20 protein-coding genes and 5 tRNA genes are annotated in these 25277 nt (G+C 50.1%); 2 read left to right on the forward strand and 23 right to left on the reverse strand.

Translation table 11 applies throughout. The annotated features are described in order from the left end of the window. A partial coding sequence (locus ACKTSF_RS12480) for a zinc ribbon domain-containing protein (RefSeq protein WP_407889907.1) occupies positions 1 to 371 on the forward strand: 371 nt, incomplete at its 5' end. A 198-nt stretch (positions 372 to 569) separates the two neighbouring features. Here ACKTSF_RS12480 and ACKTSF_RS12485 read toward each other — a convergent pair. From ACKTSF_RS12485 to ACKTSF_RS12515, 7 genes are all read right to left on the reverse strand, one after another. Further along, a tRNA-Leu gene (locus ACKTSF_RS12485) sits at positions 570 to 654 on the reverse strand. An 81-nt stretch (positions 655 to 735) separates the two neighbouring features. After that, the gene (gene thrB, locus ACKTSF_RS12490; RefSeq protein ID WP_407889909.1) at positions 736 to 1617 is read right to left on the reverse strand and encodes a homoserine kinase; all 882 of its coding nucleotides are present in this window, start codon (positions 1615 to 1617) and stop codon (positions 736 to 738) included. A 20-nt stretch (positions 1618 to 1637) separates the two neighbouring features. Then, a complete protein-coding gene (locus ACKTSF_RS12495) occupies positions 1638 to 2117 on the reverse strand; it encodes a SprT family protein (protein ID WP_407889911.1) in 480 nt (159 codons plus the stop codon). Continuing rightward, positions 2110 to 4305 (reverse strand): Tex family protein, encoded by a 2196-nt coding sequence (locus tag ACKTSF_RS12500; RefSeq protein ID WP_407889913.1) that lies wholly within the window; start codon positions 4303 to 4305, stop codon positions 2110 to 2112. The genes ACKTSF_RS12495 and ACKTSF_RS12500 overlap by 8 nt, the downstream gene beginning before the upstream one ends. Positions 4306 to 4493: 188 nt before the next feature. Then, on the reverse strand, positions 4494 to 4928 hold the full coding sequence (locus ACKTSF_RS12505) for a hypothetical protein (protein ID WP_407889915.1): 435 nt from the start codon (positions 4926 to 4928) through the stop codon (positions 4494 to 4496). A 10-nt stretch (positions 4929 to 4938) separates the two neighbouring features. Next, complete coding sequence (gene nadE, locus ACKTSF_RS12510; RefSeq protein ID WP_407889917.1) at positions 4939 to 5769, reverse strand: NAD(+) synthase; 831 nt, start codon at positions 5767 to 5769, stop codon at positions 4939 to 4941. Between the two features lie 92 nt (positions 5770 to 5861). Continuing rightward, complete coding sequence (locus tag ACKTSF_RS12515) at positions 5862 to 7328, reverse strand: nicotinate phosphoribosyltransferase (RefSeq protein WP_407889919.1); 1467 nt, start codon at positions 7326 to 7328, stop codon at positions 5862 to 5864. A gap of 154 nt (positions 7329 to 7482) precedes the next feature. Here ACKTSF_RS12515 and ACKTSF_RS12520 point away from each other — a divergent pair, with 154 nt between their 5' ends. After that, positions 7483 to 8217 (forward strand): WecB/TagA/CpsF family glycosyltransferase, encoded by a 735-nt coding sequence (locus ACKTSF_RS12520; protein ID WP_407889921.1) that lies wholly within the window; start codon positions 7483 to 7485, stop codon positions 8215 to 8217. Here ACKTSF_RS12520 and ACKTSF_RS12525 read toward each other — a convergent pair whose 3' ends face one another. From ACKTSF_RS12525 to ACKTSF_RS12600, 16 genes are all read right to left on the reverse strand, one after another. Beyond that, positions 8218 to 8706 (reverse strand): GNAT family N-acetyltransferase, encoded by a 489-nt coding sequence (locus ACKTSF_RS12525; protein ID WP_407889923.1) that lies wholly within the window; start codon positions 8704 to 8706, stop codon positions 8218 to 8220. A gap of 18 nt (positions 8707 to 8724) precedes the next feature. Beyond that, positions 8725 to 8904: a DUF6440 family protein gene (locus ACKTSF_RS12530; protein ID WP_407889925.1), complete on the reverse strand. Its 180-nt coding sequence runs from the start codon at positions 8902 to 8904 to the stop codon at positions 8725 to 8727. A 56-nt stretch (positions 8905 to 8960) separates the two neighbouring features. After that, entirely contained in the window at positions 8961 to 9662 is a 702-nt protein-coding gene (locus ACKTSF_RS12535) for a GntR family transcriptional regulator (RefSeq protein ID WP_020089948.1), read from the reverse strand. Positions 9663 to 9698: 36 nt separating this feature from the next. Beyond that, positions 9699 to 10841 carry an N-acetylglucosamine-6-phosphate deacetylase gene (gene nagA / locus ACKTSF_RS12540; RefSeq protein ID WP_407889927.1) on the reverse strand — a complete coding sequence of 381 codons (1143 nt, stop codon included), beginning with the start codon at positions 10839 to 10841 and terminating at the stop codon, positions 9699 to 9701. Between the two features lie 393 nt (positions 10842 to 11234). Beyond that, a complete protein-coding gene (gene proC / locus ACKTSF_RS12545; protein ID WP_407889929.1) occupies positions 11235 to 12035 on the reverse strand; it encodes a pyrroline-5-carboxylate reductase in 801 nt (266 codons plus the stop codon). Then, positions 12036 to 13988, reverse strand: a complete 1953-nt coding sequence (locus tag ACKTSF_RS12550) for a S9 family peptidase (protein ID WP_407889931.1) — start codon at positions 13986 to 13988, stop codon at positions 12036 to 12038. It abuts the gene before it with no gap. Between the two features lie 555 nt (positions 13989 to 14543). Continuing rightward, the gene (locus tag ACKTSF_RS12555; RefSeq protein ID WP_407889933.1) at positions 14544 to 16877 is read right to left on the reverse strand and encodes a leucine-rich repeat protein; all 2334 of its coding nucleotides are present in this window, start codon (positions 16875 to 16877) and stop codon (positions 14544 to 14546) included. A gap of 462 nt (positions 16878 to 17339) precedes the next feature. Then, positions 17340 to 20597, reverse strand: coding sequence for a leucine-rich repeat protein (locus tag ACKTSF_RS12560; protein ID WP_407889935.1), 3258 nt, complete (start codon positions 20595 to 20597; stop codon positions 17340 to 17342). 261 nt (positions 20598 to 20858) lie between these two features. Then, positions 20859 to 20930: transfer RNA gene (locus ACKTSF_RS12565), tRNA-Gln, on the reverse strand. Between the two features lie 10 nt (positions 20931 to 20940). Further along, a tRNA-Tyr gene (locus ACKTSF_RS12570) sits at positions 20941 to 21023 on the reverse strand. Positions 21024 to 21107: 84 nt separating this feature from the next. Beyond that, on the reverse strand, positions 21108 to 21923 hold the full coding sequence (locus ACKTSF_RS12575) for a metallophosphoesterase (protein WP_407889937.1): 816 nt from the start codon (positions 21921 to 21923) through the stop codon (positions 21108 to 21110). Positions 21924 to 22166: 243 nt separating this feature from the next. Next, a complete protein-coding gene (locus tag ACKTSF_RS12580; protein ID WP_407889939.1) occupies positions 22167 to 23648 on the reverse strand; it encodes a peptide MFS transporter in 1482 nt (493 codons plus the stop codon). A 411-nt stretch (positions 23649 to 24059) separates the two neighbouring features. Then, a complete protein-coding gene (locus tag ACKTSF_RS12585) occupies positions 24060 to 24350 on the reverse strand; it encodes a PTS lactose/cellobiose transporter subunit IIA (RefSeq protein WP_407889941.1) in 291 nt (96 codons plus the stop codon). Between the two features lies 1 nt (position 24351). Continuing rightward, complete coding sequence (locus ACKTSF_RS12590; protein ID WP_407889943.1) at positions 24352 to 24684, reverse strand: PTS sugar transporter subunit IIB; 333 nt, start codon at positions 24682 to 24684, stop codon at positions 24352 to 24354. Between the two features lie 364 nt (positions 24685 to 25048). Next, positions 25049 to 25121 (reverse strand) — tRNA-Thr (locus ACKTSF_RS12595). A 29-nt stretch (positions 25122 to 25150) separates the two neighbouring features. After that, positions 25151 to 25223 (reverse strand) — tRNA-Asn (locus ACKTSF_RS12600). Positions 25224 to 25277: the final 54 nt, after the last annotated feature.

The following is a 25277-nucleotide window of genomic DNA, read 5'->3' on the forward strand; positions in this document are numbered from 1 at the left end:
CTCACACACTTTTTGTGCTGGAGGATTTGACCAACGTAACCTTCAACACCGATGACTTACCGAAAACCTTGCGTAACAGTCATCGTTCCTGGGCCTTTTTCCAACTGGAAGCATTCCTAACGTATAAGGCACAAGCGGTTCAGAGTACCGTCGTGAAGGTATCACCAGCATATACCTCACAACGCTGTCCAAAGTGTGGACTGATTGTGAAGACTAATCGGCATCATGACACGCACGAGTATTGGTGTGCACAGTGCCAGTATCGTTGTAATGATGACCGCTTGGGCGCAATGAATATTGAGATGCTTGGACAGGAATGGTTGAGCGGTGTCAAACGACCAAAGATTCAAAAGCTAACGACTACCGGGTAAACCTGGTAGTTAAACGGGTAGCCGTCAATTACCCGACGATGTTGCCACTACGAGTAGGAGTGTCTAATAGGCCTTTTGGACTACTGTGTTGTAAGACACGTGAGCGACAAGCCTCTGAATTCATTCAGGGGCAATTGACTTCTGATCACTAAAAAAGACACCAACCAGATAATCCGGTCAGTGCCTTCATAATCGTTATGCGGCCAAGAAGATTCGAACTTCCACCCGGATTACCCGGACAAGATCCTTAATCTTGCGCGTCTGCCAATTCCGCCATGGCCGCATTAACTCACAAGAAATAGTATACCAAATGATTCGGGCAGTGACAATATTTTTTTGCAAGTTAATTCAAAAAAATTCAAAATTATGCATCCGTCAGGACTGTTGCCCCGTCTTGATCCAATTCCAAAATGCGCAAACTACCTGGTAAATCAGCATTCGTGAGTTTAGTCCGCAATAAGGTCAACTGGGCCGATGTACCAAATGTCACAACAGTCGGACCAGCACCACTTAAGTAAGTCCCGACAATTCCTAACTCGTGAGCCGCATCGCGAATCTGATTTAATTCAGGCACCAATTGTGAGCGCGCCTGTTCATGAAATTCATCGCGTTCAATCAGCTTCGTCGCTAATTCCCAGTCTTCCTTCAACAGCGCCGCAACCAGAACATTCGCCACGCTACTAGCATGAACGGCCGTTTCAAACGATACCTGTTTTGGTAATGCCTTACGACTCTTTTGCGCCAATAATTTCTGTCCTGGAATGAATACCAGAGCTTGCAGGTCGGGCAATGGCAACTTAATGGCGTCAGCGATCCCATCGTTGACCGTCGCAACGGCCGCCTGTCCCATCAGGGCAGGTGCGACATTATCCAATTCACCACCGAGTTTGACCGCCCAATTCAATTGATCCGAAATTGTCAGATCCATTTCGCCCAATTCGTTAGCAATCTTAATTCCAGCAATCACAGCACTCGTGGAACTCCCCAATCCGCGAGAGACCGGAATGTCTGACATGACCGTCAGCTGGTGGGGTTGAATTTTAGGATTGACTTTCAGCGCCGTCTTTACCATCAGATTATTCTCATCACGTGGAATACTGGTGCCTAAAGCATGGTTGACACGCCATTGTTCCGTCTTTTCCTCAATAATGACCGTTAAGTACAAATGTAGAGCGGCACCAATGGAATCAATACCGGGTCCCATGTTCGCCGATGTTGCTGGTACTCGAATAATTGTTTTTCCCATAATTCACTGACCTCCTAATTTTAACGCGGACGTTGCACCGCCACGACCGTCTTCTGCCAAACTAACCGACCGTGACATCGCCCACACACCATCTTTGACACATCGATTCGCCGCGCGCGGTAATACTTCTGGCCGCAGTGCTGGCACACGTACAACTGCCAAGAACGGGGCTTCGGTTGTGCCTGCTTCGGCGCCGGGGCGAACCGTAAGCCCCCTACCTGTTGGAGCAATTCCCGAAAAGCGCGCGTTCGGTGTTGTCCAGATTGTCCCATCAAGTGCAAGTAGTAATGGCAAAGCTCATGCTTAATAATGCCCACTAACGTCGCTTCGCCGTAATCCGTTAGCATTTTAGGATTGATTTCAATACTGTGATCCTTGAGCTGGTAGCGGCCACCCGTCGTTCGTAGTCTAGCATTGAACCAGGCACGGTGGCGAAAAGGTTTGCCAAAACTCTCTAACGAAATTCGTTCGACCAATTGCTGTAGTTCCTGATTAGTCATGACCATCAGTCCGCATCGTCAGCTGAATTCGTTGCCGATTCTCATCAACGCTCAACACCCAAACGGTCACGACATCCCCAATTGTCACTTCCGTACTTGGATCACCGACGTAATGATTGGCTAACTGGGAAATGTGAACCAGGCCATCCTGCTTCACACCAATATCGACAAACGCACCAAAGTCGACCACATTGCGGACGGTTCCTTGCAGTTCCATCCCCGGTTTCAAATCAGCCATCGTCAATACATCCTGTCGCAATAGCGGTGCTGGCATCGTATCCCGTAGATCGCGTCCTGGCTTACTCAACCCGGCAATAATGTCGGCCAGGGTCTCTCGGCCCACGTCCAACTCTGTCGCCCACTTATCCTGATTCAACTGAGCCAGCTCCTGTTGCAATTTCGATGTTCCAATCGCCGTGTTCTCGGTCGCCAGGCCCTGCAACAGTTGGCGAGTCACTGGATAACTTTCGGGATGAATATCCGTATTGTCCAGTGGATCCCGCCCACCAATGATGCGTAGGAACCCAACGGATTGTTGATAGGCTTTGGGTCCGAGTCGGGGAACCTGCTGCAATTCTTTGCGGCTGGCAAACGCGCCGTTATCATTACGATACGTCACAATATTTTGTGCGGTCGTCGCCGTTAGCCCGGAAATATGGGTGAGTAATTCTGGACTCGCCGTGTTCACGTTGACCCCCACCTGGTTGACCGCTGTTTCCACGACCCGATCCAACTGTTCATCTAGCGCCTTTTCGGGCACATCATGTTGGTATTGTCCGACTCCGACAGCCTTCGGATCGATCTTGACCAGTTCAGCCAAAGGATCCTGCAACCGGCGGCCAATACTGACAGCCGACCGCTCCTCGACATGGAGATCCGAGAACTCGGCCCGTGCATTCGCACTCGCCGAGTAGACGGACGCCCCTGCTTCGTTAACCAGCACGTAATAGACAGGGTGATCCAACGTTTTGAGAATATCACTGACAAACTCCTCGGATTCTCGACTCGCTGTCCCATTTCCAATCGCAATCATTTCAACATGATATTTCTCCAACAATTGCTTAAAGGCCGGTCCCGCTGCCGCACGTTGTTTGCCGCTCGCCGGTTTATGCGGGTAAATCACTTGCTTGGTCAAAAAGCGACCGTTGGCATCCATGATAGCTAGCTTACACCCCGTCCGGTACGCCGGGTCAAAGCCCATCACAACCTTGCCTTTCAGCGGTGCCTGCATTAACAGGTGGTACAGGTTATTGCCGAAGACCTGAATGGCATGCTCATCAGCCTGATCGGTCAGCTGCCGCCGTAACTCTCGTTCAATTGCCGGCCCTAAGAACCGTTTGTAAGCATCCGCAAAGGCTGCCTCAATCTTCGCCACTGCCGGTCCCTTGTGTTGGCCAACCAAGCGAAAATGCCCGTATTGCAGAATCGACGTAGACGCAATGTCGATCCCAACGGACAAGATTTTCTCCCGTTCGCCTCGATTGATCGCTAAAACCCGGTATGGTGGCAGCTGATTCAGCCGCTGATTAAACTCATAGTAAGTCGCGTAAACCTGTTGCTCATCCCGGTCCTTTGCACCGCGGCGTAGTTTACTGGTAAATTCACCATGCTGCCACGTGTAATGCCGAATCCATTCCCGAAAGGCCGCCTGCTCACTAAAGGTTTCTGCTAAAATTTCGTGAACACCGTCCCAAACAGTCGCGAGGTCTGGTAAATCTTGATCCGGCTTCACGTACTGACGAGCCCGCGTGTCCAACCCTTCCTGTGGAAAGGTCAATAGCCATTCGGCCAACGGCTTTAGGCCGTGCTGTGCCGCGATTGTCGCCTTGGTTTGTCGCTTCTTCTTATAGGGTAAGTACAAGTCCTCAACTTGCTGTAACGTCGTGGCGTGCGCCAAATTCTGTTTGAGTTGCGGGGTCAAAGCCTGCTGCTCTGCAATTGTCTTCAACACATCTTGTCGGCGTTTATTTAATTTGGCTAAGCGGTTCGCCTCGTCTTCAATCTCCCGAATGGCGACTTCGTCCAACGAACCGGTCCGTTCCTTTCGATAACGCGCAATGAACGGTACCGTATTGCCCTCATCCATGAGGGTCAGAACCGCCTGAATCTGTTGCACTCGGTACTGGCTCAGTTGCTGGTGAACTGGCTGCGCCAAGGCACTGAGCTGTTCTTCATTCTCTCTTGCCATGCAAACCCTCCGTCATTGTCATCATATCTGCATTATACCATGGTTAACGGAAACACCGGCTGACTTACAGTCAAAAATTGTCAGCCTTCATCCCCCAGAACCCCATCACGACAGCGCCCAGTTGACGCCCAACATTTAGCCATGCAAACAAAAAAAGATGCCACTCAAAACGAGTGACATCCTTCGTCTTACATGGGACTGGTCATAATACGTTGTGTAGCAGCGGTGACCTTTTCCATGGCATTTTCTTGTGTCTTTTCAGATTGGTTGAAAGCATCCACATCGACCTGTTGGTTTTCAACGTCAATGCTATTGGTCATCGCTTGGCAAGCCTCCGTGTAAACGCGAAAAGCCGCAACCAAGGACTTGTGCTTACCGAGAACCCGCACTGGGGCACTGGCTTGTTCCAATTTATTCAGACTGTCTTCGTAACTGTCCGTGCCGCGTTGAAAATTATCCACAACTTCTTGCAGTTCAACTTGAGACAACTCACTGACCGTGTCATCGTCAATAGCCGCACGCATCTTTTCAAAATCAGCATTCATGGCGCCAGCTTCATCTTCAGTGCCTTGAAGCACCTTACTCAAAACGTTGATGTACCCACTCATATTATTCTTTCGCATCACTAATCACCTAGTCTTTCCAAAAAGTATCGTAAACGTTCACTGGCAAGTGCCGTTTGTGCGCGGTCTTCCGGTACCAGCCCTCAATCTTCTCGGCCGCCTGATCGCTCACGTCGCGACCTTCGAGATAGTCGTCGATATCCGCATACCGAACACCTAGCGCTACCTCATCAGGCAATGCCGGCCGATCGTCTTCTAGGTCCGCCGTTGGCACCTTCTTGTAGAGATTCTCTGGTGCACCCAGGTAAGCCAGCATAGCCGCCCCCTGACGCTTGTCCAACCGCCAGAGCGGGCAAATGTCCGCTGCCCCGTCACCAAACTTCGTATAGAACCCGGTAATGGCTTCGGCCGCGTGATCGGTCCCAACCACGGCACCAGCGTGAGCTCCAGCAATCGTGTACTGGGCAATCATGCGTTGCCGCGCCTTGATGTTTCCTTTGTTAAAGTCACTCACGACATTGTGGTTCGCCGTCACAGCGGTCTCCATGGCATCAGCGGCATCCTTGATGTTGACCCGCTGCGTTTCGTCGGCCCCCATGACATCAATTGCCATCATGGCATCGTCCTCATCGGCCTGCTCGCCGTAAGGTAACCGTACCGCAATGAACTTATAACTGTTGTCATTGGTTTCCTGCCGCAATTCGGTAACCGCTTGTTCACACAGAATTCCCGCCAACGTTGAATCTTGTCCACCGGAAATTCCGAGAACTAGCGTTTTTAAAAAATCATAGTGCTTCAGGTAGGCCTTTAAGAAGTCAACACTCCGCCGAATTTCCTTGGCTGGATCGATGGTCGGTTGCACCTTCAACGCTTCAATAATCTCTCTTTGCATTGCTCGCATGTTACTTGCCCCCTAATTAGATCGGGTCACGACGCCCAACCGCAATGACTACGGCTCTAAACATGGCACACCGCGACTCATAATACACATGCCTATTCAGGCATCTTTTGCACGTAGGTGTGGATGTCCTTGATGATGGCCATCTTGTGATCCCAGCAGTCCTGTGACAGATCAACCGGGTACTTCTGTGGGTTCAAGTCCCGCTTGTACTCTGGCCAGAGATTGGCCAAAGCCCCACGACAACGATCACGAATCGCCGATAGTGTCGGTAACTTGTAGGTTAACCTACCATCTTCAAATATCGACTGGAGAATTGGCCGCGCGTTAAAGTCATTAACGGTCTTGTTGATATAGGTAAAGCTAGGATGGAACATGAAAATTGTTTCCTCATTGCGCGGATCTTCATCCGCCAAGGTCACGTAGTCCCCTTCGGTCTTCCCATCCGCGCGCTTGGTAATTCGCCAAACTTGCTTCTTGCCCGGCGTCGTCACCTTTTCGGCGTTGTTGGACAACTTGATGGTCCCCTTCATGGTACCGGTACTGTCAGCAATCGACACCATCTTGTAGACAGCGCCCAGTGCTGGTTGATCAAAAGCCGTAATCAACTTGGTTCCAATGCCCCAGACGTCAATCTTGGCGTCCTGCATCTTGAGACTTTGAATCGTCTTCTCATCGAGGTCATTGGATGCGAAAATCTTTGCGTTCGGGAAACCGGCTTCGTCTAACTTTTGACGAACCCGCTTAGACAGGTAGGCCATATCACCGGAGTCAATCCGTACACCTTGAAAATTGATCTTATCGCCAAGTTCCTTGGCAACTTTAATGGCATTCGGTACCCCACTACGCAGCGTATCGTAGGTATCGACCAGGAAGACACAGTCGTGGTGTGTCTGCGCATAGGCCATAAAGGCATCGTAATCGTTGCCATAGGTCTGCACGAGAGCATGGGCGTGAGTCCCACTGATGGGAATCCCAAAGATCTTGCCGGCCCGTACGTTAGAGGTTGCATCGAAGCCGCCAATGTAGGCAGCACGCGTCCCCCAGATAGCAGCGTCAAATTCTTGGGCTCGCCGTGTCCCAAATTCCATCAGCGCATCGTCACCGGCTACGGAACGAATTCGAGCAGCCTTAGTGGCAATCAAAGTTTGGTAGTTCACAATATTAAGAATGGCTGTTTCCACTAACTGACAGTCAGCTAGTGGGCCTTCCACCTGTAAAATTGGTTCATGCGCGTAGACCAGTTCACCTTCAACGGCAGACCGGATCGAGCCTCGGAATTTAAAATTAGCGAGATATTCCAGAAAATCTTCCGGATATTCTTCAGCTTCTCGTAAGTATTCAATGTCCGCTTGGGAAAAGTGCAGATTTTGGATATAATTAACGATGTGCTCCAAACCAGCAAACACGGCATAACCGTTATGAAACGGCATGTCACGGAAAAACACTTCAAAAACAGCGTGTCTGTCGGCAATCCCTTGTTGATAATACGTCTGAATCATATTGATCTGGTAGGCATCCGTGTGCAGAGTCAAACTGTCGTCAGGATACAAATTCGTCATAATGAGTTACTCCCTTAGCTGGTTTTCAAGCTGGACTGTTACATATTTTAATCTAATAGACTTATTTTAGCATGAATCACACAGAGCGTCATACTATTTAGGTCGGCCGCGCCGGCTTTATTCAGTGGCATGACCATCCCGAAAGGAGACTCCCATGCAACCTTCATTTTCTACTGTAACGGTGCTCGACTTGCCATTCGTCAAGACCACCGCTGCCAACTTCCAACAAACCATTCAGCAGCGTATTATCGCGCAGCAAAACACCTTCGTGGTAACCGCCAATCCGGAAATCGTGATGTACGCCCATCACAACCCCGCTTACAAACAACTCGTTCAAGCCGCCGACTTCATTACGCCAGACGGGATTGGGATTCTCGACGGGGCAAAGATTTTGAAAAAGCCTCTGCCGGAACGCATCACTGGCTTCGATACCCTGACTACCCTCCTACAGTGGGCCAGTGATACTCACCGCTCCGCCTACTTCGTCGGGGCCAAGCCCGAAGTCATCGCCGCCTTGAAACAAAAGCTACCTCACGACTATCCCGGACTGATCATCGCCGGGCTACACGATGGGTACTTCAAGGATGACACGGCCATCGTTGCCGACATTCGGCGGACACAGCCCGATATGGTCTTCGCCGCACTGGGTTTCCCAAAGCAGGAGGAATTCGTGGCGACTCATCGTCACACCACTAAAGGCCTGTGGATGGGTGTCGGTGGCAGCTTCGACGTTCTCGCCGGTACCGTTGACCGGGCCCCAAAGTTCTGGCAGGATCATCATCTGGAATGGTTCTACCGCACGGTCAAGGAACCCAAGCGATTGAAGCGCATCGCCGTGATCCCTCACTACCTGCACCTGGTCCGGCAACAAGCTAAGCACCAACACTAATTAACGCAGATGCAAGACCATCCTGACTACTGAAAGTTTCCCCTGAGGCACCGTTCGAACTTGAACGGCGCCTTTTTGCGTAAATCCGAGTTGCCGGTAGAAGGCTTGGGCGCCCTGATTGGCAGCGAGCACTTCCACATAAACTTGGGTGAACGTCGCCCGTAGTGCCATCAGTGACGCAGTCATTACCTGCTTGCCAACGCCCTTATGCTGCTGACTCGGGCGAATATAAATCGAGTAGACTTCACCCCAACCTACCTGATCTGAGTCTCGGGCTGGCCCGGCTGCACAGGACCCAATCAATTGTCCCGTATCATCAAAAACCAGCCAAGTGGCCTGCCAACGCCGTTCCGGATGCCAAGTACTCGTGGTCAACTGAGCCAAAAATTTGGCCGGTAAGAGTTGGGCATAGGTCGCCTGCCAGACATCCAGATAGAGTTGTGCGACGGCCTGAAAATCATCATCGCGGCGTGCTTTTCGAATTTTCATCACTAACCACCCGCATTTCTAAATTGTGGATTTCAACAGGGGCTTGCCATCCTTATCGACCAATACCGTCAGACTACTCCCGATATAGTTGGAGGCCAGCACGTATTGAACCCCCGTCTGTCGATCCGTCACAACATCAAACGATACGCCACCATCTGCCTTAGTCGGGGTGACTTCAAACCGTTGATCCTTCTTCATTTTGCTTCATTTCCTTTCCAAAAAAGGAGCCGAACACACTGTCCAGCTCCTCTAATTTATTTTTCAAGATAAAATTCGAACCGTTCACCGACATACTGTGTCCGCACGTATTCAAAGGGGGTCCCATCTTGCAGATAGGTCACCTGCCGCAATCGCAGAATGGCATCGCCACGCTTGATCTTCAAGAACTCGGCGATCCGTTCGGAAGCGGACATGGCGGAGACCGTTTGTTGCGCCTTCCCCGGATTTAAATTTTTCTTATCTTCCAATGCCCGGTACAGGGAACTGGTCACCTCTTGCTTGCTGAGGCCATCCACCAGATGTTCTGGTACCGTGGCAACTTCAAAACAAATCGGCACATCGTCCCCAAACCGAATCCGTTCCATTCGTAGCACCTGTTCGTCCTCATGCAGCTTCAGCTTTTCAGCCTCACTGAGTGACGGACTCATCACGTGATATGAAATGGTCTTGCTAGCGGGCTGCTTGCCCTGAGCCAGCATCAGGTCGGTAAAGCTCGTAACCCCAGACATCTTTTCTTGAACCTTCTGGTTGGCCACGTAGGTTCCGGACCCAACCTGACGTTCCAGAATCCCTTCATCAACCAGGGTCTGAATCGCCTGACGGAGCGTCATCCGACTCACATCAAAATCTCGAGACAGTTCTCGTTCGGACGGAATTCGGTCGCCAACCGCCCACTTCCCAGCCTCAATAGCGCGTTTAATGTCATTATGAATTTGAATATAAATCGGTGAACTCACAGCACCTACGTCCCTTCTGAAAATACAACTAAATTTTTACTTGGATTCCTGACTGAACTTCCGACCTAAGCTGTAGGTCGTTTGCAGTTGCAAATCGCGGGTGAAGAGATTCAAGTCAGCATCGCGACCAGGAATCAACTTGCCCTTTTGCGTCAAGTTGAATTCTTCAGCTTGGTTAACTGAACTCATCTGCACCGCATCATTCATGTCACAACCGGTAAAGTCCATGATGTTTCTGAAGGCTTCGTCATACCGCAGGACGGAACCAGCTAAATTACCGCTCTCCAACCGTGCTTGACGGTCTTTCACAATCACCTTTTGCCCACCGAGTTCACTGACACCTTCTGGCATCCCCTTGGCGCGCATGGAGTCGGTCACCAGTTCCAACCGGTGCGCCCCCTTTTGTTCATAAGCCAATTTTATCATATCCGGCACAATGTGGAAGCCATCACAGATCAATTCGCAATACAAATTGTCTTCTAGCATGGCATGACCGGTCACACCAGGTTCTCTGTGACGCAACCCCCGCTGTGCGTTGTACAAGTGGGTCACGTGGGTTGCCCGACTCTCGAGGAGCTGTTCTCGCGTGGCATTAGAGTGGCCCACGGATGGCACAATGTTATTGGCCAAGCAGTAAGCTTCAAACGCCTTCGACCCGGGATCTTCTGGCGCATACGTAATCAATTTGACCCGACCACCAGACAGCTTGTTCCACCGATCCAGCAGGGAAACATCGGGATCCTTAATATACTTCTCCGGTTGCGCGCCCTTGAAGATCGCCGCAATAAACGGACCTTCCAAGTGCACACCTTGAATCACCGGATTGTGCTTAGCAGCTTCCGCAATACCTTGCATGGCATGATCAATGGCCTCATTTGACTGCGTCATCGTGGTGGGGAAAATCGATGTAATCCCTTCGTGAACCATCAGATTGACCATCTTATCGATCTGTTCAGGGTCCCCATCCATACTATCATATCCATAACCACCATGGCTATGAACATCGATAAAACCAGGCACAATTGTCTGGCCCGTAACCACATGAATCTCATCGGCGGGCAGTGGCCGGAATTCAGCGACCGGTCCGACCGCTTCAATCTGTTGGTCAAAACGGATGTAACCATCGGGGATCACGTCGTCCCCGGTATAAATCTTAGCGTGCTTTAAGACAATACTCATGAGTCTCCTCCTCATCACATGACAACAACTAATTGGTCGTTTGATACGTCTTAACAAGGTGCCTACCCTCACGGCTGACACGAATTCAATCCATACCACCACTTGATCTGTGGTCAGTACCAGCTTTACTCCTGCTAATCCAGCGTGGTGCGGTAGAGTACCCAATGGCGCTGCATCCCACAACTCAAGCGTTACGCAACCTAAAAAATTCTGTAACGGGTCAACATCCTGCCAACCAGTACATTCTAATTGTAATCGGTATAGACCAAAAATGCAACTCACACGCGTAGATTAATTTCACAAATTTTTTCATACTCGAACGGAAGCTGTAATCGCAATTTTCATTAACCTAAAATCTGGCCTGTACGTCACCGTCACCATGCTTGGTAGAAACTAATCGGTTTCTCCAGCATCGCGTTTGATGGTGGCATCGATTCCTTTGACCACCGCCGTCATCAGTCCAGCCTCTTCCATCGCCAGTAAACCGGCAACCGTGCTGCCACCCGGTGAGGATACCTGATCGATCAGTTCAAACGGAATCTTGTCGCTCTTCAGCACCATCTTAGCGGAACCCAACGTGGCCTGCGCTGCAATTGCCGTGGCCTGCGTCTTGGTCAAGCCGTGTTTAACCCCAGCCCGACTCAGACTATCGATAAAGAAGTCGATGTAGGCCGGTGAACTTCCGGCCAGCGCACTGAAGACACCGAATTGGTCCTCGGCTAAGGCTGTCGTCGACCCAATCGTGTCAAATACCCGCAGTGCAGCCGTCAAACGGTTGCCGGTCAATGCGATGTTAGCGGCAACCGCCGTCATCCCTGCGCCAACCTCAACGTTAACGTTGGGAAGCGTCCGGAGCGTTGGGACATCTTTTCCAGTAATCGTCGCCATATCGGCCAACGATAGTCCGGCCACAATCGAAATCAGTGTCTTATCGCCGGTCAGTTTATCCTTAATCTCCGTCAAGACTGCCGGTGCCACGTTTGGGGTCACTGCCAGCACGACCAGATCACTCGCTTCAGCTACCGCCTGATTGCTCTTAGCCGCAATCAGCTCATGCGCCTGCGCATAGGGCAAGTAACTTTCCTCACGGTGACTGTGAACAACAATTTCTGCCGGTGCAAATGTCTTAGCATTTAACAAACCACCAATGATAGCTTGGGCCATACCACCAACGCCAATAAATCCAATAGTCATTTAGACTTCCTCCTGTTGTAAGTGGTCCTTGAACCACTGATTGATACATTTTAACCGTTCAATTCGTAAGTTGGGTAATCCCGAACGAGAGAGTTCGTGATTGGATTCTGGGAACAAGACCAGCTGCGTCTCAACCCCGGCTTCCTTGAGTCCCACATAGAATTCCTCTCCCTGCGTCGTTGGACAGCGGAGATCCGCCTCCCCATGTAGCACCAAGATCGGCGTTGTCGCCTGCTTAACGTAGGCCAACGGTGAGAATTTCCACAGGGTATCGATTGCCGTCATGTCCTGTTGTAGCTCCCACGGCGTAAAGAAGTACCCAATGTCACTGGTGCCGTAGAAGCTGATCCAGTTCGAGATTGACCGTTGCGTCACGGCCGCCGCAAAACGATCCGTGTGTGTTTCAATCCAATTCGTCATGAAACCGCCGTATGAGCCGCCGGTGACGCAGAGTTGTTGCGGATCGATCGTCGGATCTAACTGCAATGCGGCGTCCGTACCCAGCATCAGATCCTCGAAATCTCCCTCGCCATAGTGGGCAATCACGGCCGTCTCAAAGTCCTGACCATAACTGTTTCCCCCACGAGGATTGATAGCAATTACGCCGTACCCTTCGCCCGCCAAATACTGTAGTTCATGATAAAAGCCGTAACCAAAGTCGACCTGTGGACCCCCATGGACGTAGAGCACCGCGGGGTGTCGTGTTGCGGGCGTGACCGGTGGAAAATACCACCCCTCGATCAGCCAGTCCTGGGCGCCTTTAAAAGTAAAACGTTGCCCATCGACTAGCGTATGAGTCGCTTCATAGGTAGCATTGGGATTGCACAACTCGACTTCCAGTTCGGTGGTCAAATCCAGCTTTTTCAGCCGGCTGATGCTCGTCATCGTTGTCTCGGTGAACACCAACGTCTGACCATTCACGACCGAGAAGTCCGTGATGGCTCGGTTGCCATCCAATAATGGCGTCACTTCGCCGGTGGTCAGCGATTGACTAACGACACCTAGCCGTCCGTGCTCATTTTCCACTGTCAGCAACGTGTCATCGTCACGCCAAGCTAACCAGTGACCGGATTGTCCTTGTTGGCTATCGACTGCCAACATGTCACCGACCTCCACGTCACGAGGCGCGGTCACATCAGTCAAGTGATTCGTCGCGAGATCGACCACCCAAGCGTGGGACTGGGACACATTCATGATGTGATTATCCTGTCCCCATAGAGCGACGTGTCGGCCATCGGGGCTCAAGACGCCCTTACCGAAATCCCCCTGTGCTTGTTCCTGATTCAACAGGCGATCGGTGCCACCACCAAAGGCATGCCAGTAAACACCCGTGCTGAAGTCGTGTTCGTCTTCGGGGAAGCGCTCACGTGAATAAATTAGTCCATTAGTATTCGCCGCCGTCACCGTAAACTCGGTCTGCTGCGTTAAGACCACGGATTGGTCAGCAGTCGCACATTCATAACGAATGCACTGGAAAGTCAGATTCTCCGGTAAAATTCCCACCCCGTTGGCCTTATACAGCAGTCGCGTAACAACTTTGACTTGCGGTAACTCGCTAGGTTTAGTGTCGCCAACCGTCGTCTGGAAATACAGGGTCTCCGCCTGTGCGGACCACACAGGATTCACAACATCAGTGTCCCCATGAGTGATCTGTTCAGGTGTGCCGCCATCGACTGACACCAGGAACATCTGCAAATGGTCATCAACCCGGCCGCTAAAAGCCAGGTAGCGTCGGTCGGGACTCAATGCCAGCTGACTGACAGCCACGCCGTCCGGGCTCCACTGCCGCTGATCACCACCATCTTCAAGACTAACACTATAGATGGTCGCTAAGCCGGCATTCGCCTGCTGGTCTAAGTCACTTTCTAAGTAGTAAACCCGTTCCCCATCACTCACTGGTTGTGCCAATGGACGCAAGGCAAACAGGTCTTCCGGTTGCACAGTTGCTGGCATCACAAGACCCCACTTTCTCAGTTCAAATTCCAAATGGTCTGGCGCAATTATTAGTTTGACTTTAGCGAAATTCGACTGACTTGTCAATTATGACTGCTGTACTAGGCATTGCGCGGATTATTTTCCTTTGCTTACGGTTGTCAGAGATTCTAACTGCAATGAGAAACACCCGCCACTAAATTTAGGGTCTCCCTTTCACTACGCCACTCCTTTCTAGCCACCATCAATTCATCATTAAAACGAATTACCCCCTTATTTCGCAAAATGTTGCGACTGATTTGGTATTTTTTACATTAGTAGTAAGTAAGGGACCGATTCGTCCGTCACTAGGCAGTAAAATTTTATCCGCAAAAAAAGCGGGCAAGATGACACTTACCCACTTTTCTTCGATTTTGTCGCCTGCCATGACAAATTTAAACCCGCAAAGTCGTCGCAGTCCCCACAGACGCCGGAATCTCTAATAATCGTAGGTGACAATTCTCCGCTAATTTAGTAGCCGCAACGCTTATTAGCTGGTTCTCCTCAAGCGTGCTTGTATTTTCATCTTTTAGCTACTCAGTCTTGTTGCTTACGACGGTCGAACCCTAACCAGCTTAGTCCAGCCAGTAGCAGAACACCGACCCATTGCCAGATCGACCGTTGTTCATTCGTCTGAGGTAAAGTATCGTGTGTCTCTTTAGCCGGCTGTGCATTCGCGGCGGATGTCCGTGGTGCTAGGCTTTCTGGTAATTGCGATGTTCCTGTCATTGAAGTGGTCCAAATCCCATCTGGATCGCTTGTTAACTGCTTACGAACATCCCCGTTTGCTGTCATTTGCAACCACGTACTCTGCTTAACTATCGTCGCTGCAGTCACGTCAAATCGATGTGGCTGAATGGCCGACGTTGTTGCCCGTTGTGGCAATCGAACGTGGCCCTTTATCGTAGTCTCTGTCGTGGACGGTCTTGACAGCCGCGTTTGACCGCCTTGTTGGCCTGTACTCCCCGTTGTTGGCACACTCACACCACTTTCGCCGCCAATACCCAAGTCTTCACCGCCACCAAAGGACCCGCCCCCCGTCGTTGGTGCGGCAAGCTTCGTGTAAACAACGCGGTCCTGCGTGGTGATTGTCCCATCGGCATTGACAGTTGCCTTGACCGTAATCGGCTGGGCCTTGTACCCCTTAAATTGTGGCACCGCAATCGTCATCGTAGCCCCCAGTTGGCCCGTGATGTCCGTCACCCAGTTGCCAGTCCAGTCTCGCCCGTCCTTGGTGCTCGGAATCTGAAGATTGGCTTTAACGATGATTGGGGTGAGCGTCAAGACTAGACCAGTCGTGCCGTACGTTCCGGTGTCCAAGCTATTCGTCGTTAATGCAAGCGTAATTGTTGCCCTATTGTAGCCCTTGGGTAGCGTCAAGATGTCTTCGTACTCATTATAGGCTAAGACATCGCCATTATAGGTAAACTGCAGCCCAGCGAGATCCAGGTTGGTCAACCCCAGTTGTGCGATAATTGCGGCTTTGGCACCCAAGGCCGTCGTGGTTGTCGTCCTCACTGTAGCGATCAGCGAACCGGATTGGTCACCAAAGGCGTCGTTTCCGATAGATGTTTTCACCCGACCAGCCGCCTGGATGTCACTGATTCGATTGTTTGCAAAGGCGTGCTCACCAATCGTTTCGAGCGCATTTCCAAGTTCGATCCCCGTCAGTTGATTATTTTGGAAAGCGGCCGTCCCCACGCTGAGCAGTTCCATCGGCAACGTTAATCTTCCAGCCAATCGATTGTTTTCAAAAACGCCCGTCGTCAGTCGCGTCATAGCCGTATTGAAAACAATAGCTTGGATGTGATTATTGCTAAAAGCATAATCGCCTAATTCGGTGAGTTGCGCTGGTAAAACCAGTGTCCCCGCAATCAGATTGTCGGCAAACGCTCTGGTTCCCACCGTTTCCACATGACTTCCCAGGGTGAGTTGCGTCAGTGAGTTATCCGTAAAAGCGCCCTCGGCAATGTTTGTCATCTTTTCCGGAATCACCAAGGTCGTCAGTCGATTGCCCTTGAAGGCATCCGTATTGATTTGTGCCACCTGATTCAAGTCAATGTCGGTCAGTCGATTATTTTCAAAGGCGTTGGCCCCAACAGACCATAGATTATTAGCAGTCGAAAAACTAATCGTGGTTAAGTCATTATTTGCAAACGCCCCCGCCTCGATCCATTGCAGATTACGGCCAAACGTGACCGCCGTTAACGCGTCGACGATTGATAGGTGATCGTTAGCGGTCCCGTCATTATTGAATGCATTGGCGCCAATCGCAATCACTGGTTTGCCCAAATACGTATCTGGAATGGTAATTGCCGTCGCATAACCGCTGATCGGTGCCGTCCCATCAGCCTGTTGCTGCGCAGCGCCCGTGTACCCTGTGACCGTGTAATTGCCATTGGTATTTTGACTAAAGGTAAAGTCGGATTTGTCTACGCTGGGCGTAACTTCGTCATTTGTCGCATCTGACGCGTCAACCGAAGCTACCGCCGCAGTGGTCGAGTCACCAGCAGCTCTCTCTTCGTTCACAGCATCATTTAGATTCTCGAGGTCATTGCTACCGTTGTTATCCTCTGAGTCATTATTCTCTGATTCACCATTCTCTAAATCACTATCTCGATCACTGCTGTATTCCCCTTGCGTCGGGGTCTCGTTTGTCAGATCACGCGTGTCTGACTGTTCAGCCTCACTGTGACGACTTGACTCTTGTACACTCGTCGTCTGCAAATCGGCTTTCTGCATATCTGCCCTAACCGTTGACGTGGTCAATGCCAGACCGGCACCCAGGCCAGCTAGCATCAGACTCGCAAATAGCCAATAACGCCTCACTTTTTGCAATTTCAACTGTCGATGGATCTCTTCGTTACGCATTATCAGCTATCGCACCTTCCTTCTTGTCATCTGTTGACAGGTCGTCCCATAAAAAAACACAATATTCATCCTACCACGACAAAAAATAAATGCCAGTGATTGTTAATTAAAAATAGGGGTAACCATTATGGCTATCAGAGACACATCGTAACAACTTATTTAGTGTTAAAACCGTTTTCTATGTACTAAATGTTAGTAGATTGCGCCAAATTCACTGGATTAGGCAGTTGTCATGCCACACTATTCGACTTGTGTGGTGAAAAAAGTTTTTTTATTTTTAGCACATTTCAGGGATCGTGACGCCAGTTTTTTGTTAAAAATACCAGTCTCTATCCATCTCGGCCGACACGTTCCCTTCAATATGAGCGACGCCTCATTCGGTTACGCACAATCCACTTATACAAAAAAACAGGACTTATAAATTTTCAAAGTCCTGTTCCACCACTTCTTCAGTTCTAGGTTCTAATCATGACGCTTCTTGGTCATGAATCCTAACCAGCTCAGTGTCGCCAGTAGCATAGTGCCAACGCCCTGCCAGCCAATTGCAGGCCGGTCGCTGGTCTGTGGTAAGGTCGTTGCTTGCTTAGGAGCTGTCCCATACGCTACTGCTTGCTCACGGGATGCCGACTCCGACTGACCGCTAGATTGTGCGGTGACCAGCGGAGCATCGGTCACTGTCTGCTCGGCCACGTGCCGTGAATCCTGACGTGTCTGAACGCGAACATGCTTAGACGTATGCCGTAATTGCCATTGCGGCCGTGTAAGCACAACGGCTGGATCAATCATCGCAGGCTTATGAGGATCGACCACCGTTGTGACGTCGGTCGGTTGCCCCGTCATCAAGCTCGGCGTGACCCCTGTCGTCGTGTCACCCGTGTTGCCAGTGGTCGGTCCAATCGGTGTTTCAGGCGTGCTAGGCCCTGTATCGCCACCGGAATTGTCAGGCGTACCGGTATTTCCACCAGTTGTCGGATGATCATTGTCCTTGCCGCCAGTATCACCAGTGGCATCTGGTGCATGATACCCGATCACATCGTCCGTCGTAATCGTGCCATCCGCATTTACGGTCGCCACGATGGTCACTGCCTTCGCATCCGGCAAATCAGCCCAACCACCGTTTCGTAAGGCACTCGGTGACGTTAATGTATAGGTCAACTGTTCACCGACAATACCAGTAGCTTGTGGGATTGTGACGGTAAACAAAGGATACCCAGATGCTGTCTCAACTGCGGGAACGACGATATCTGCCGTGACATGACGGGTCAAATTCAACGTCAAGTTTCTGACACTATAACGACCTGTATCGATGCCTCCCGTATTTAAACTTAGCACAACAGTCCCATTTTCAAAATTATCAGGCAACATCAGCGCGTCCGTCCACGCGTCATAGGTCACAGCATCATTCTGGCCCAAGTCTTCAGTGAGTGTGAAGACCAGGTCAGCTAAGTCAATCGTCCCTAGCTGTTGCTTCAGCGCCTCTCTAATGTTGGTCACCGTCGTTGTCACGATGCCATTCACGTTCTTAACCGTGGCATCTGCGTCCGCTGCCTTTAGGATTTGATGGGCGAAGGCATCGGTACCGATCGATTCAATCTTCCCCTTTGACACAATTGTCTGCAAATTATTGTAAGCGAAAGCGTCATCTCCGAGGGTCACAACATCGCTACTGTCGTCCGTCCCAAATTGTAAGTGTGCCAGCGCATTGCCGCTAAATGCATTTACGCCAACGTTGGTGATTTTGTTAGATAAGGTCAGGTCACCCGTCAGCTGGTTGTTCTGGAAAGTCCCGTTGTTAATCATTGTCAGATTGTCGAGGCCAGTGACGCCACGCAATTGGTTATCAGCAAAGGCATAGGAACCAATCGCTAAAACGGTCGATGATAAGGCTAATGTCCCTGATAAATCGTTGCCCATGAAAGCATTGTCACCAATAGTCGTCAGCGCCGCACCGTTAAGCAGTCCTTGTAAATGGTTCCCCATAAAGGCTGAAGTCCCAATCGCTTGCAACGTATCGGCTAAGTTAAGCGTTCCCGTCAACTTATTGCCAAAGAACGCTTCCTGGTCAATCGTCTGTAGCTGCGTCCCCCCAGTAATGCCCGTCAGGTTATCCCCATAGAAGGCTTGTTCTCCAACGTGTTGTATATTATCTGGCAAATTGAGAACGCCGGTCAAGGTTGGATTATTCGCAAACGTTTGCGTCCCAATACCATTGATCTTGTCATTCAACGTCACACTGTTTAACTGGTTGTCGTTAAAGGCCTCGTCACCTAGATTAGTCAATTTATCTGGTAAAACAAGTGAACTATTTATCCGATTATGAGCAAAGGCTGCCGTCCCAATCGACGTGAGATTCTGACTCAGTTTGAGCCCAGTCAACTGGTTGTTCGTAAAGGCGTCATCCCCAACACTAGTAATCGTCTCCGGCAAGGTCAGGGTACCTGTGAGCTGGTTGTCTTTAAAAACGCCCGTATTCAGCAGCGTTAGCCCACTGTCGAGCGTGACACTGTTCAGCTTATTCTCAGCGAAAGCGTCAACACCCAGGCCCGTCAGGCTATCCGGCAAGACCAAGTTACCTTGAATCTGATTATGCTGGAAGGCAGCGGTATCAATGGTTTTAAGTCCCTGTCCGAGTTTTAAGGTCGTTATCTGATTGCCTTCAAAAGCGTCCGCATCAATCTGCCCCACCTTATCTGGAATCACAAGATCTGTCAGTTGATTATTTTGAAAGGCACCCTCGTCGATAGTCGTCGTATTAGTCAAGTCAACACTGGTCAACGCATTATCTGCGAAGGCGCCGGCGCCAATACTCCAGACACCATCGGGCATCTTGATCGTCTTTAGTTGGTTGTTCCTAAAAGCATTCGCACCGATCGTCCAAATGTTCGCCCCCAGCGTCACGGCGGTCAGTCCGTCACCCTCAAAGGCATTATCTGCAATGCTAAACACAATCTTCCCCTGGTAATAGTCTGGCAACACAATCGACGTGGCATAGGAGCCGGATTGCCCCTTGGCAGCCGGGTAGCCAGTCACAATGTAACCATCTCCGCCAGCGTTTAGTTGATAGCTGAAATCGGCTGGATCAGTAGCCACCGTTGGCGTAACCGATGCGGCTAACGTCGAGACAGTCTGCACTTCATCGGTGGTCACGTCTGAGACTGCCAGCCGCTCGTTTGAATCTTCTATATCGCCAGCCTGCCGAGCAACTGGGGGCTGCTTAACCTGCCCGAGTGTCCGAACGAGGACCGCTTTCGACGATTCATTGGAAATCGCTGGGGTCTGACTAGGCGCCGTTAGATTGCCCGTAGCGTCATCATCTGTCGTACCGGATCCTGCAGTACCAGACCCTACAGCATTAGTCGGCAGTTTGTCCGCGTCTGATGCCGCTTTTTGGTCGTCATCGACTGACTCGGAAGTTGGTGATGGCTGGGTCACCGCCTCTTGCGCCGCGCCACTAGTTGACGACTGCGCTTCCAGTGCAGTCTGGGAACTACCTACCTGCGTGTCTGCCTTAGTCTTCGCTTCCATGGTCGACGACTCACTGCTACTTACTCCGGATTGCGTCGTCGTGACTGAATTATCCGCTGTGCTGACATCTGCATTAGCGGTCTGATTTCCCAGCAGGATTCCTGCCCCCAGACTGACTACCGTCACCCCCGCGTAAAGCCATTTACATCCTGACTTACAGAACCCACTCTTATGTTGCCACTCACTGCTGCACATGATTTTCGCCACCCTTTTTGTGCTCAAGACACACCTAAATAATCCACGCATTACTTCTATAAATATCCTACCACTCTAGTCATGGATTACCAGTGAAGGTTAATTGAAAACGGGGGTAACTATTTTTATAATGATCTAACTTTTCCGCCTTTTCAGCTCCTAATTTTCTCGCGGGCTTCTCGCGCCATTCACCCGCTAATCGGCCCATAGCGTGAAAATTTAGACACAAAAAAACCAGCCACACACAGTGACTGGTCTAAGTTGGGCTAGCTGGATTCGAACCAGCGCATGACAGGATCAAAACCTGTTGCCTTACCACTTGGCTATAGCCCAATAATAAAAATGGTGGGGAGTGGATTCGAACCACCGAACCCGAAGGAGCGGATTTACAGTCCGCCGCGTTTAGCCAGACTTCGCTACCCCACCAAAACGTGAATCGCCGTAACGAATCAACGTTTATTATCATACAGAATTCTGCATAAATCGTCAAGCCTTTTATAGAAAATATTTTTATTTTAATTCAAGAAACCGCATCCGGTCGCGCCATTCCGTGAAATAATCCGACTGTGTCCACTCGTTGATCCGTCGGTTGTGATAGCCCACAGCCTGATCGTAGTAGGTGGTCTGCTCGAATTGTCGTGGCTCAAAGTGCCGGTGAACGTGACCGAATTGCACCACCTCAACGTGATACCGGTCCAACAAATCCCCCATACGTGGGCTCCCCAACATCGCGTTCGCCATATTCCAGAAGCGATTGTCATCCGTGTAGCGAATATACGCGCGGTGCGGCACAAAATGTGTCATAAATAAAACCCGCTTGTGCTCGGCCTGCGCCTGCTCTAGCTGACTCGTAACCGTCTCGAGCACATGATCCATCCGTTGCGGATCGGTCTGTGGCTGTTCGATCGTGCCGTCGACCCAAAAAGCCCGTTTCCACGTCAAAAAATCACGATTGACCAGGTTGTCCGCAAACTGGTAGTCGTACCAGCCGTTATTGCCGATTATTCGCCAGTTAGTCCCGCTTACGTCTAATTGCCCCTGATGGAGGTAAGTCGGCGCTAAGGGACTCTCAAGGGCCGAATACGTCACATCATGTAACATGTCGTGATTGCCAGCAATAAACCGGACCTGAGCGGGTGCAATCAGCCGTTGTAACCGAGTCACGTAGTCCAGAGACTGTGTGAAGTGGTTGGTGATGTCGCCAGCAATCAGATACAGACCCACCCCTTGCTGCATGAGATATCCAGCCTGTTGGGGCAAGAGGGCGTCTACGGACTGCCGATTAACGTCAAAATGAAGGTCGCTGATTAAAGCTACTTTGACCAAAGGTGTTGCTCCTCTCTTTACATACGGATCACTTCTATGATGTGACGCTATCTGCACGGGTCCTGCCGCCAACACACCTATCCACGTAAAAATCTCTATACTGGTCTTCAAGGATGGTGCGATGACGTTCTCCAAAACAGCCAAGGCCCAATCCAACATAGGCAATAATTTCAAATTCAAGCAATTAGCTAAATAAAAAATGCTACTCCATAATAGAGTAGCACTTTTACCGGTGGATATTGACTATTTAATACCGGCCATTAAATTCTTAATTGGTTTAACCAAGACGAACATGATCAATCCAGCGACGATAGCGATAATAGCTACGCCCATGAAGTAACCCGCTTCGTTGCCCGGCGTGTAAAGCTTAACAGCTTGTGCGTTAACGGCTTGCCCAGCAGCATCGGCCAAGAACCACATACTCATCATCTGAGATTGGAAGGCCTTTGGTGCCAGCTTAGTCGTCACGGACAGCCCAATTGGCGAAATCAGCAATTCGGCAATTTCAACAACTGCCCAACTACCAACTAACCAGAGTGGACTGACCTTAGCACTCGTTCCAAACATAGCCACTGGAATCACCATGATCAGGAAGGAAGCACCAGCGAACAGCATCCCAGTTGCAAACTTAGCTGGTGAGCTTGGTTGCTTCTTACCCCAACGGTTCCACATTGCAGCGAAGAATGGCGTGTAGATCAAGATGAATAGTGGGTTCAGCATCTGGTACCAAGATGGCAAGATGTGAAATCCTAAGAAGCTATTGTTCGTCTGGTTAGCGGCGAACAGTGCCAGGACTGAGGAACCTTGTTCTTCAATAGCCCAGAAGATAGCAGCAGCGATAAAGAGTCCTAAGTAAGCCCAAACGTGCTTGCGTTCAGTCGCCGTAACCTTCTTACTGGTTAAGAAGATGGTGAAGTAAACGACTGGTGTTGCAATCGCAACGATGGAAAGTAAGAGAATGAAGTTGTTTAAGTTCAAAGAACCCAAGAGGAACATTAACAGAATCACCAGAGCAAAGGCAACGACACCAACGGTCGTGCGGACACCCAGCTTCTTCATGTCACCAGGTTCCAGTGGATCGGTTGGGTAAAGACTATCCTTACTCAAGTACTTCTTGCCACCGTACCAGTATTGTACCAATCCGAGGAACATCCCGATAGCAGCCAATGAGAACCCTAAGTGGAAGTTATAGTGTAGACCTAACCAACCCACTAAGAGTGGCGCAACCAAGGAACCTAAGTTAATCCCAAAGACGAAGATGGTAAACCCGGAATCACGACGCGTATCCCCGGCGTCATACAGGCCACCAACCATTTCGGAAACGTTTGGCTTTAACAGCCCAGTCCCCAAAACGATCAGCAGGATGGAAATGAACAGCGCAATCCGGCCAGCTGGCACGGACAGAGCGATATGACCAAACATGATGAGAATCCCACCAATGAAGACGGTCCGACGACTCCCCCATACCCGGTCACTCAGGTAACCCCCGAGGACGGATGACAGGTAAACCATGGACCCATAGATGGACATCACTGAGGCAGCAGTTGCTTGATCGAACCCCAGACCACCCTTGGAAATTGAGTAGTACATGTAGTAGATAAGGATGGCACGCATCCCGTAGTAACTGAACCGTTCCCACATTTCTGTGAAGAACAGCGTTGATAACCCCCGCGGTTGACCGAAGAAAGTTCGGTCTTGGGTGGTCGACTCTGGTTTGTTATTCAAAACGATAATACCTCCATTGCCTTTGTTAAAATGAATATTTCTTTATTTCACAATCCGATTCAATAAATGCGATTGTGGCAGGGTCTCATAGACCTCTAATAAAACATAGTTGTAATTATACTTCATGAAGGCCCGTTACGCAACGGTTTTCCTTATAAAAGCGTCTTCATTCCCGCCCTTACGCGCAAAAAACAATGATGAAATTATTAGCTGTCTCATGCAATCCTCTTATTTTTTATTCATTTCAGCCGATCGGCTAATCGTATTCCTTTAATGAATAAACTTACGTGGATTATTCGATTAACAGAACATCTGCAAAATGGCGATCCGGTTCACTCTTCCTCGTCTTCGATCAGTCGTCGTCACAAAAAATCCCGAGACAAGATACCTCGGGATTGATCACAGTTAAATTTAGTGCCAGTCAGGACCGAGAGCTTGAATAAGCTCATAGTTCCCCTGTACGGCCATTAAGGTATCCATTGCATGGTTGATGAGGATTGTAACGGGAAGACCCTCAGCAGCCATTTTTGCCATCATCTGCGTTTGGATCTTGTGCGCCGCCAGAAGCTGATCGTGGCAGGTGGACAACGCCACCGACTGATGCTGCTCACGAGCAGTCGCTATGGCTCGGTAAAGGGTTTCTTTCGCAGTTCCTGCGCTTACCAATACCTGCATCGCCAACTGTTCAATCGTGGGTGTCATGCTAGTAGGCGACAGCCACAGCTGCTGGGGCGAAGTTCAATTGGTGGCAGGCATACTTAACAAGTGCTTGACTGTTCAGCCAACCATAAATGTCGTTAGGAATTGGTGCTGTTTGAACCTGATCACCAATCTTAGCCCGCATCTTAGCTTGGTAAGCCACTTGTGGTGCCAAGAGAACTAAGTCTTGTTCGGCCAATAATTCTGGCGTTACTTCCATTAGGCTCGTTGCGCTGAAATGTAACGATACACGTTGCGTTTCGGCAGCTCGCTTAGCTTCCCCTAAGAATAATTGGCTTGAAATTCCTTGACCACATACTAACAATACGTTTTTCATGATGGCATCTCCTGTACTTAATTGATACTTATAGAATAGCACTGATAGAGGTATACCACAATAGATAATTATGAAAATCATTTATTTTTTTAGTCGCATAAACGCTTGCACTTTAGGGATTCGGTGATATATACCAATTCCATATAGTTGGCTATACCAATTGTGTGGAGCTGGTAACCGCTTTCATTATGATGCTTTAGGTTTTACAGGCCAGTTTGGGAGAGACCTTCACCCCGTCGTTGTCGTCATCTCCTCACCAAAATCAAACAGAGGCTATCTAATGGTAAGCCACTAGTGGCCAGAAACCAGATTTAAATGCGAACACAAAAAAAGCGACCAGTCCGAAGACTAATCACTTATCTGATGCCGGCTGAGGAATTCGAATCCCCGACCCTCGGTTTACGATACCGATGCTCTACCAGCTGAGCTAAGCCGGCATATCAACTGGTTAACCTGGTTAACCCGACTCCGGCAGGCGGGCTCGAACCGTCGACAACCTGATTAACAGTCAGGTGCTCTACCAACTGAGCTATGCCGGAATAATCGCGTGGCAACGTCCTATCCTCGCAGGGGGCGATCCCCCAACTACTATC

Source organism: Levilactobacillus muriae (assembly GCF_045862015.1).
In the GTDB taxonomy this organism is placed as follows: domain Bacteria; phylum Bacillota; class Bacilli; order Lactobacillales; family Lactobacillaceae; genus Levilactobacillus; species Levilactobacillus muriae.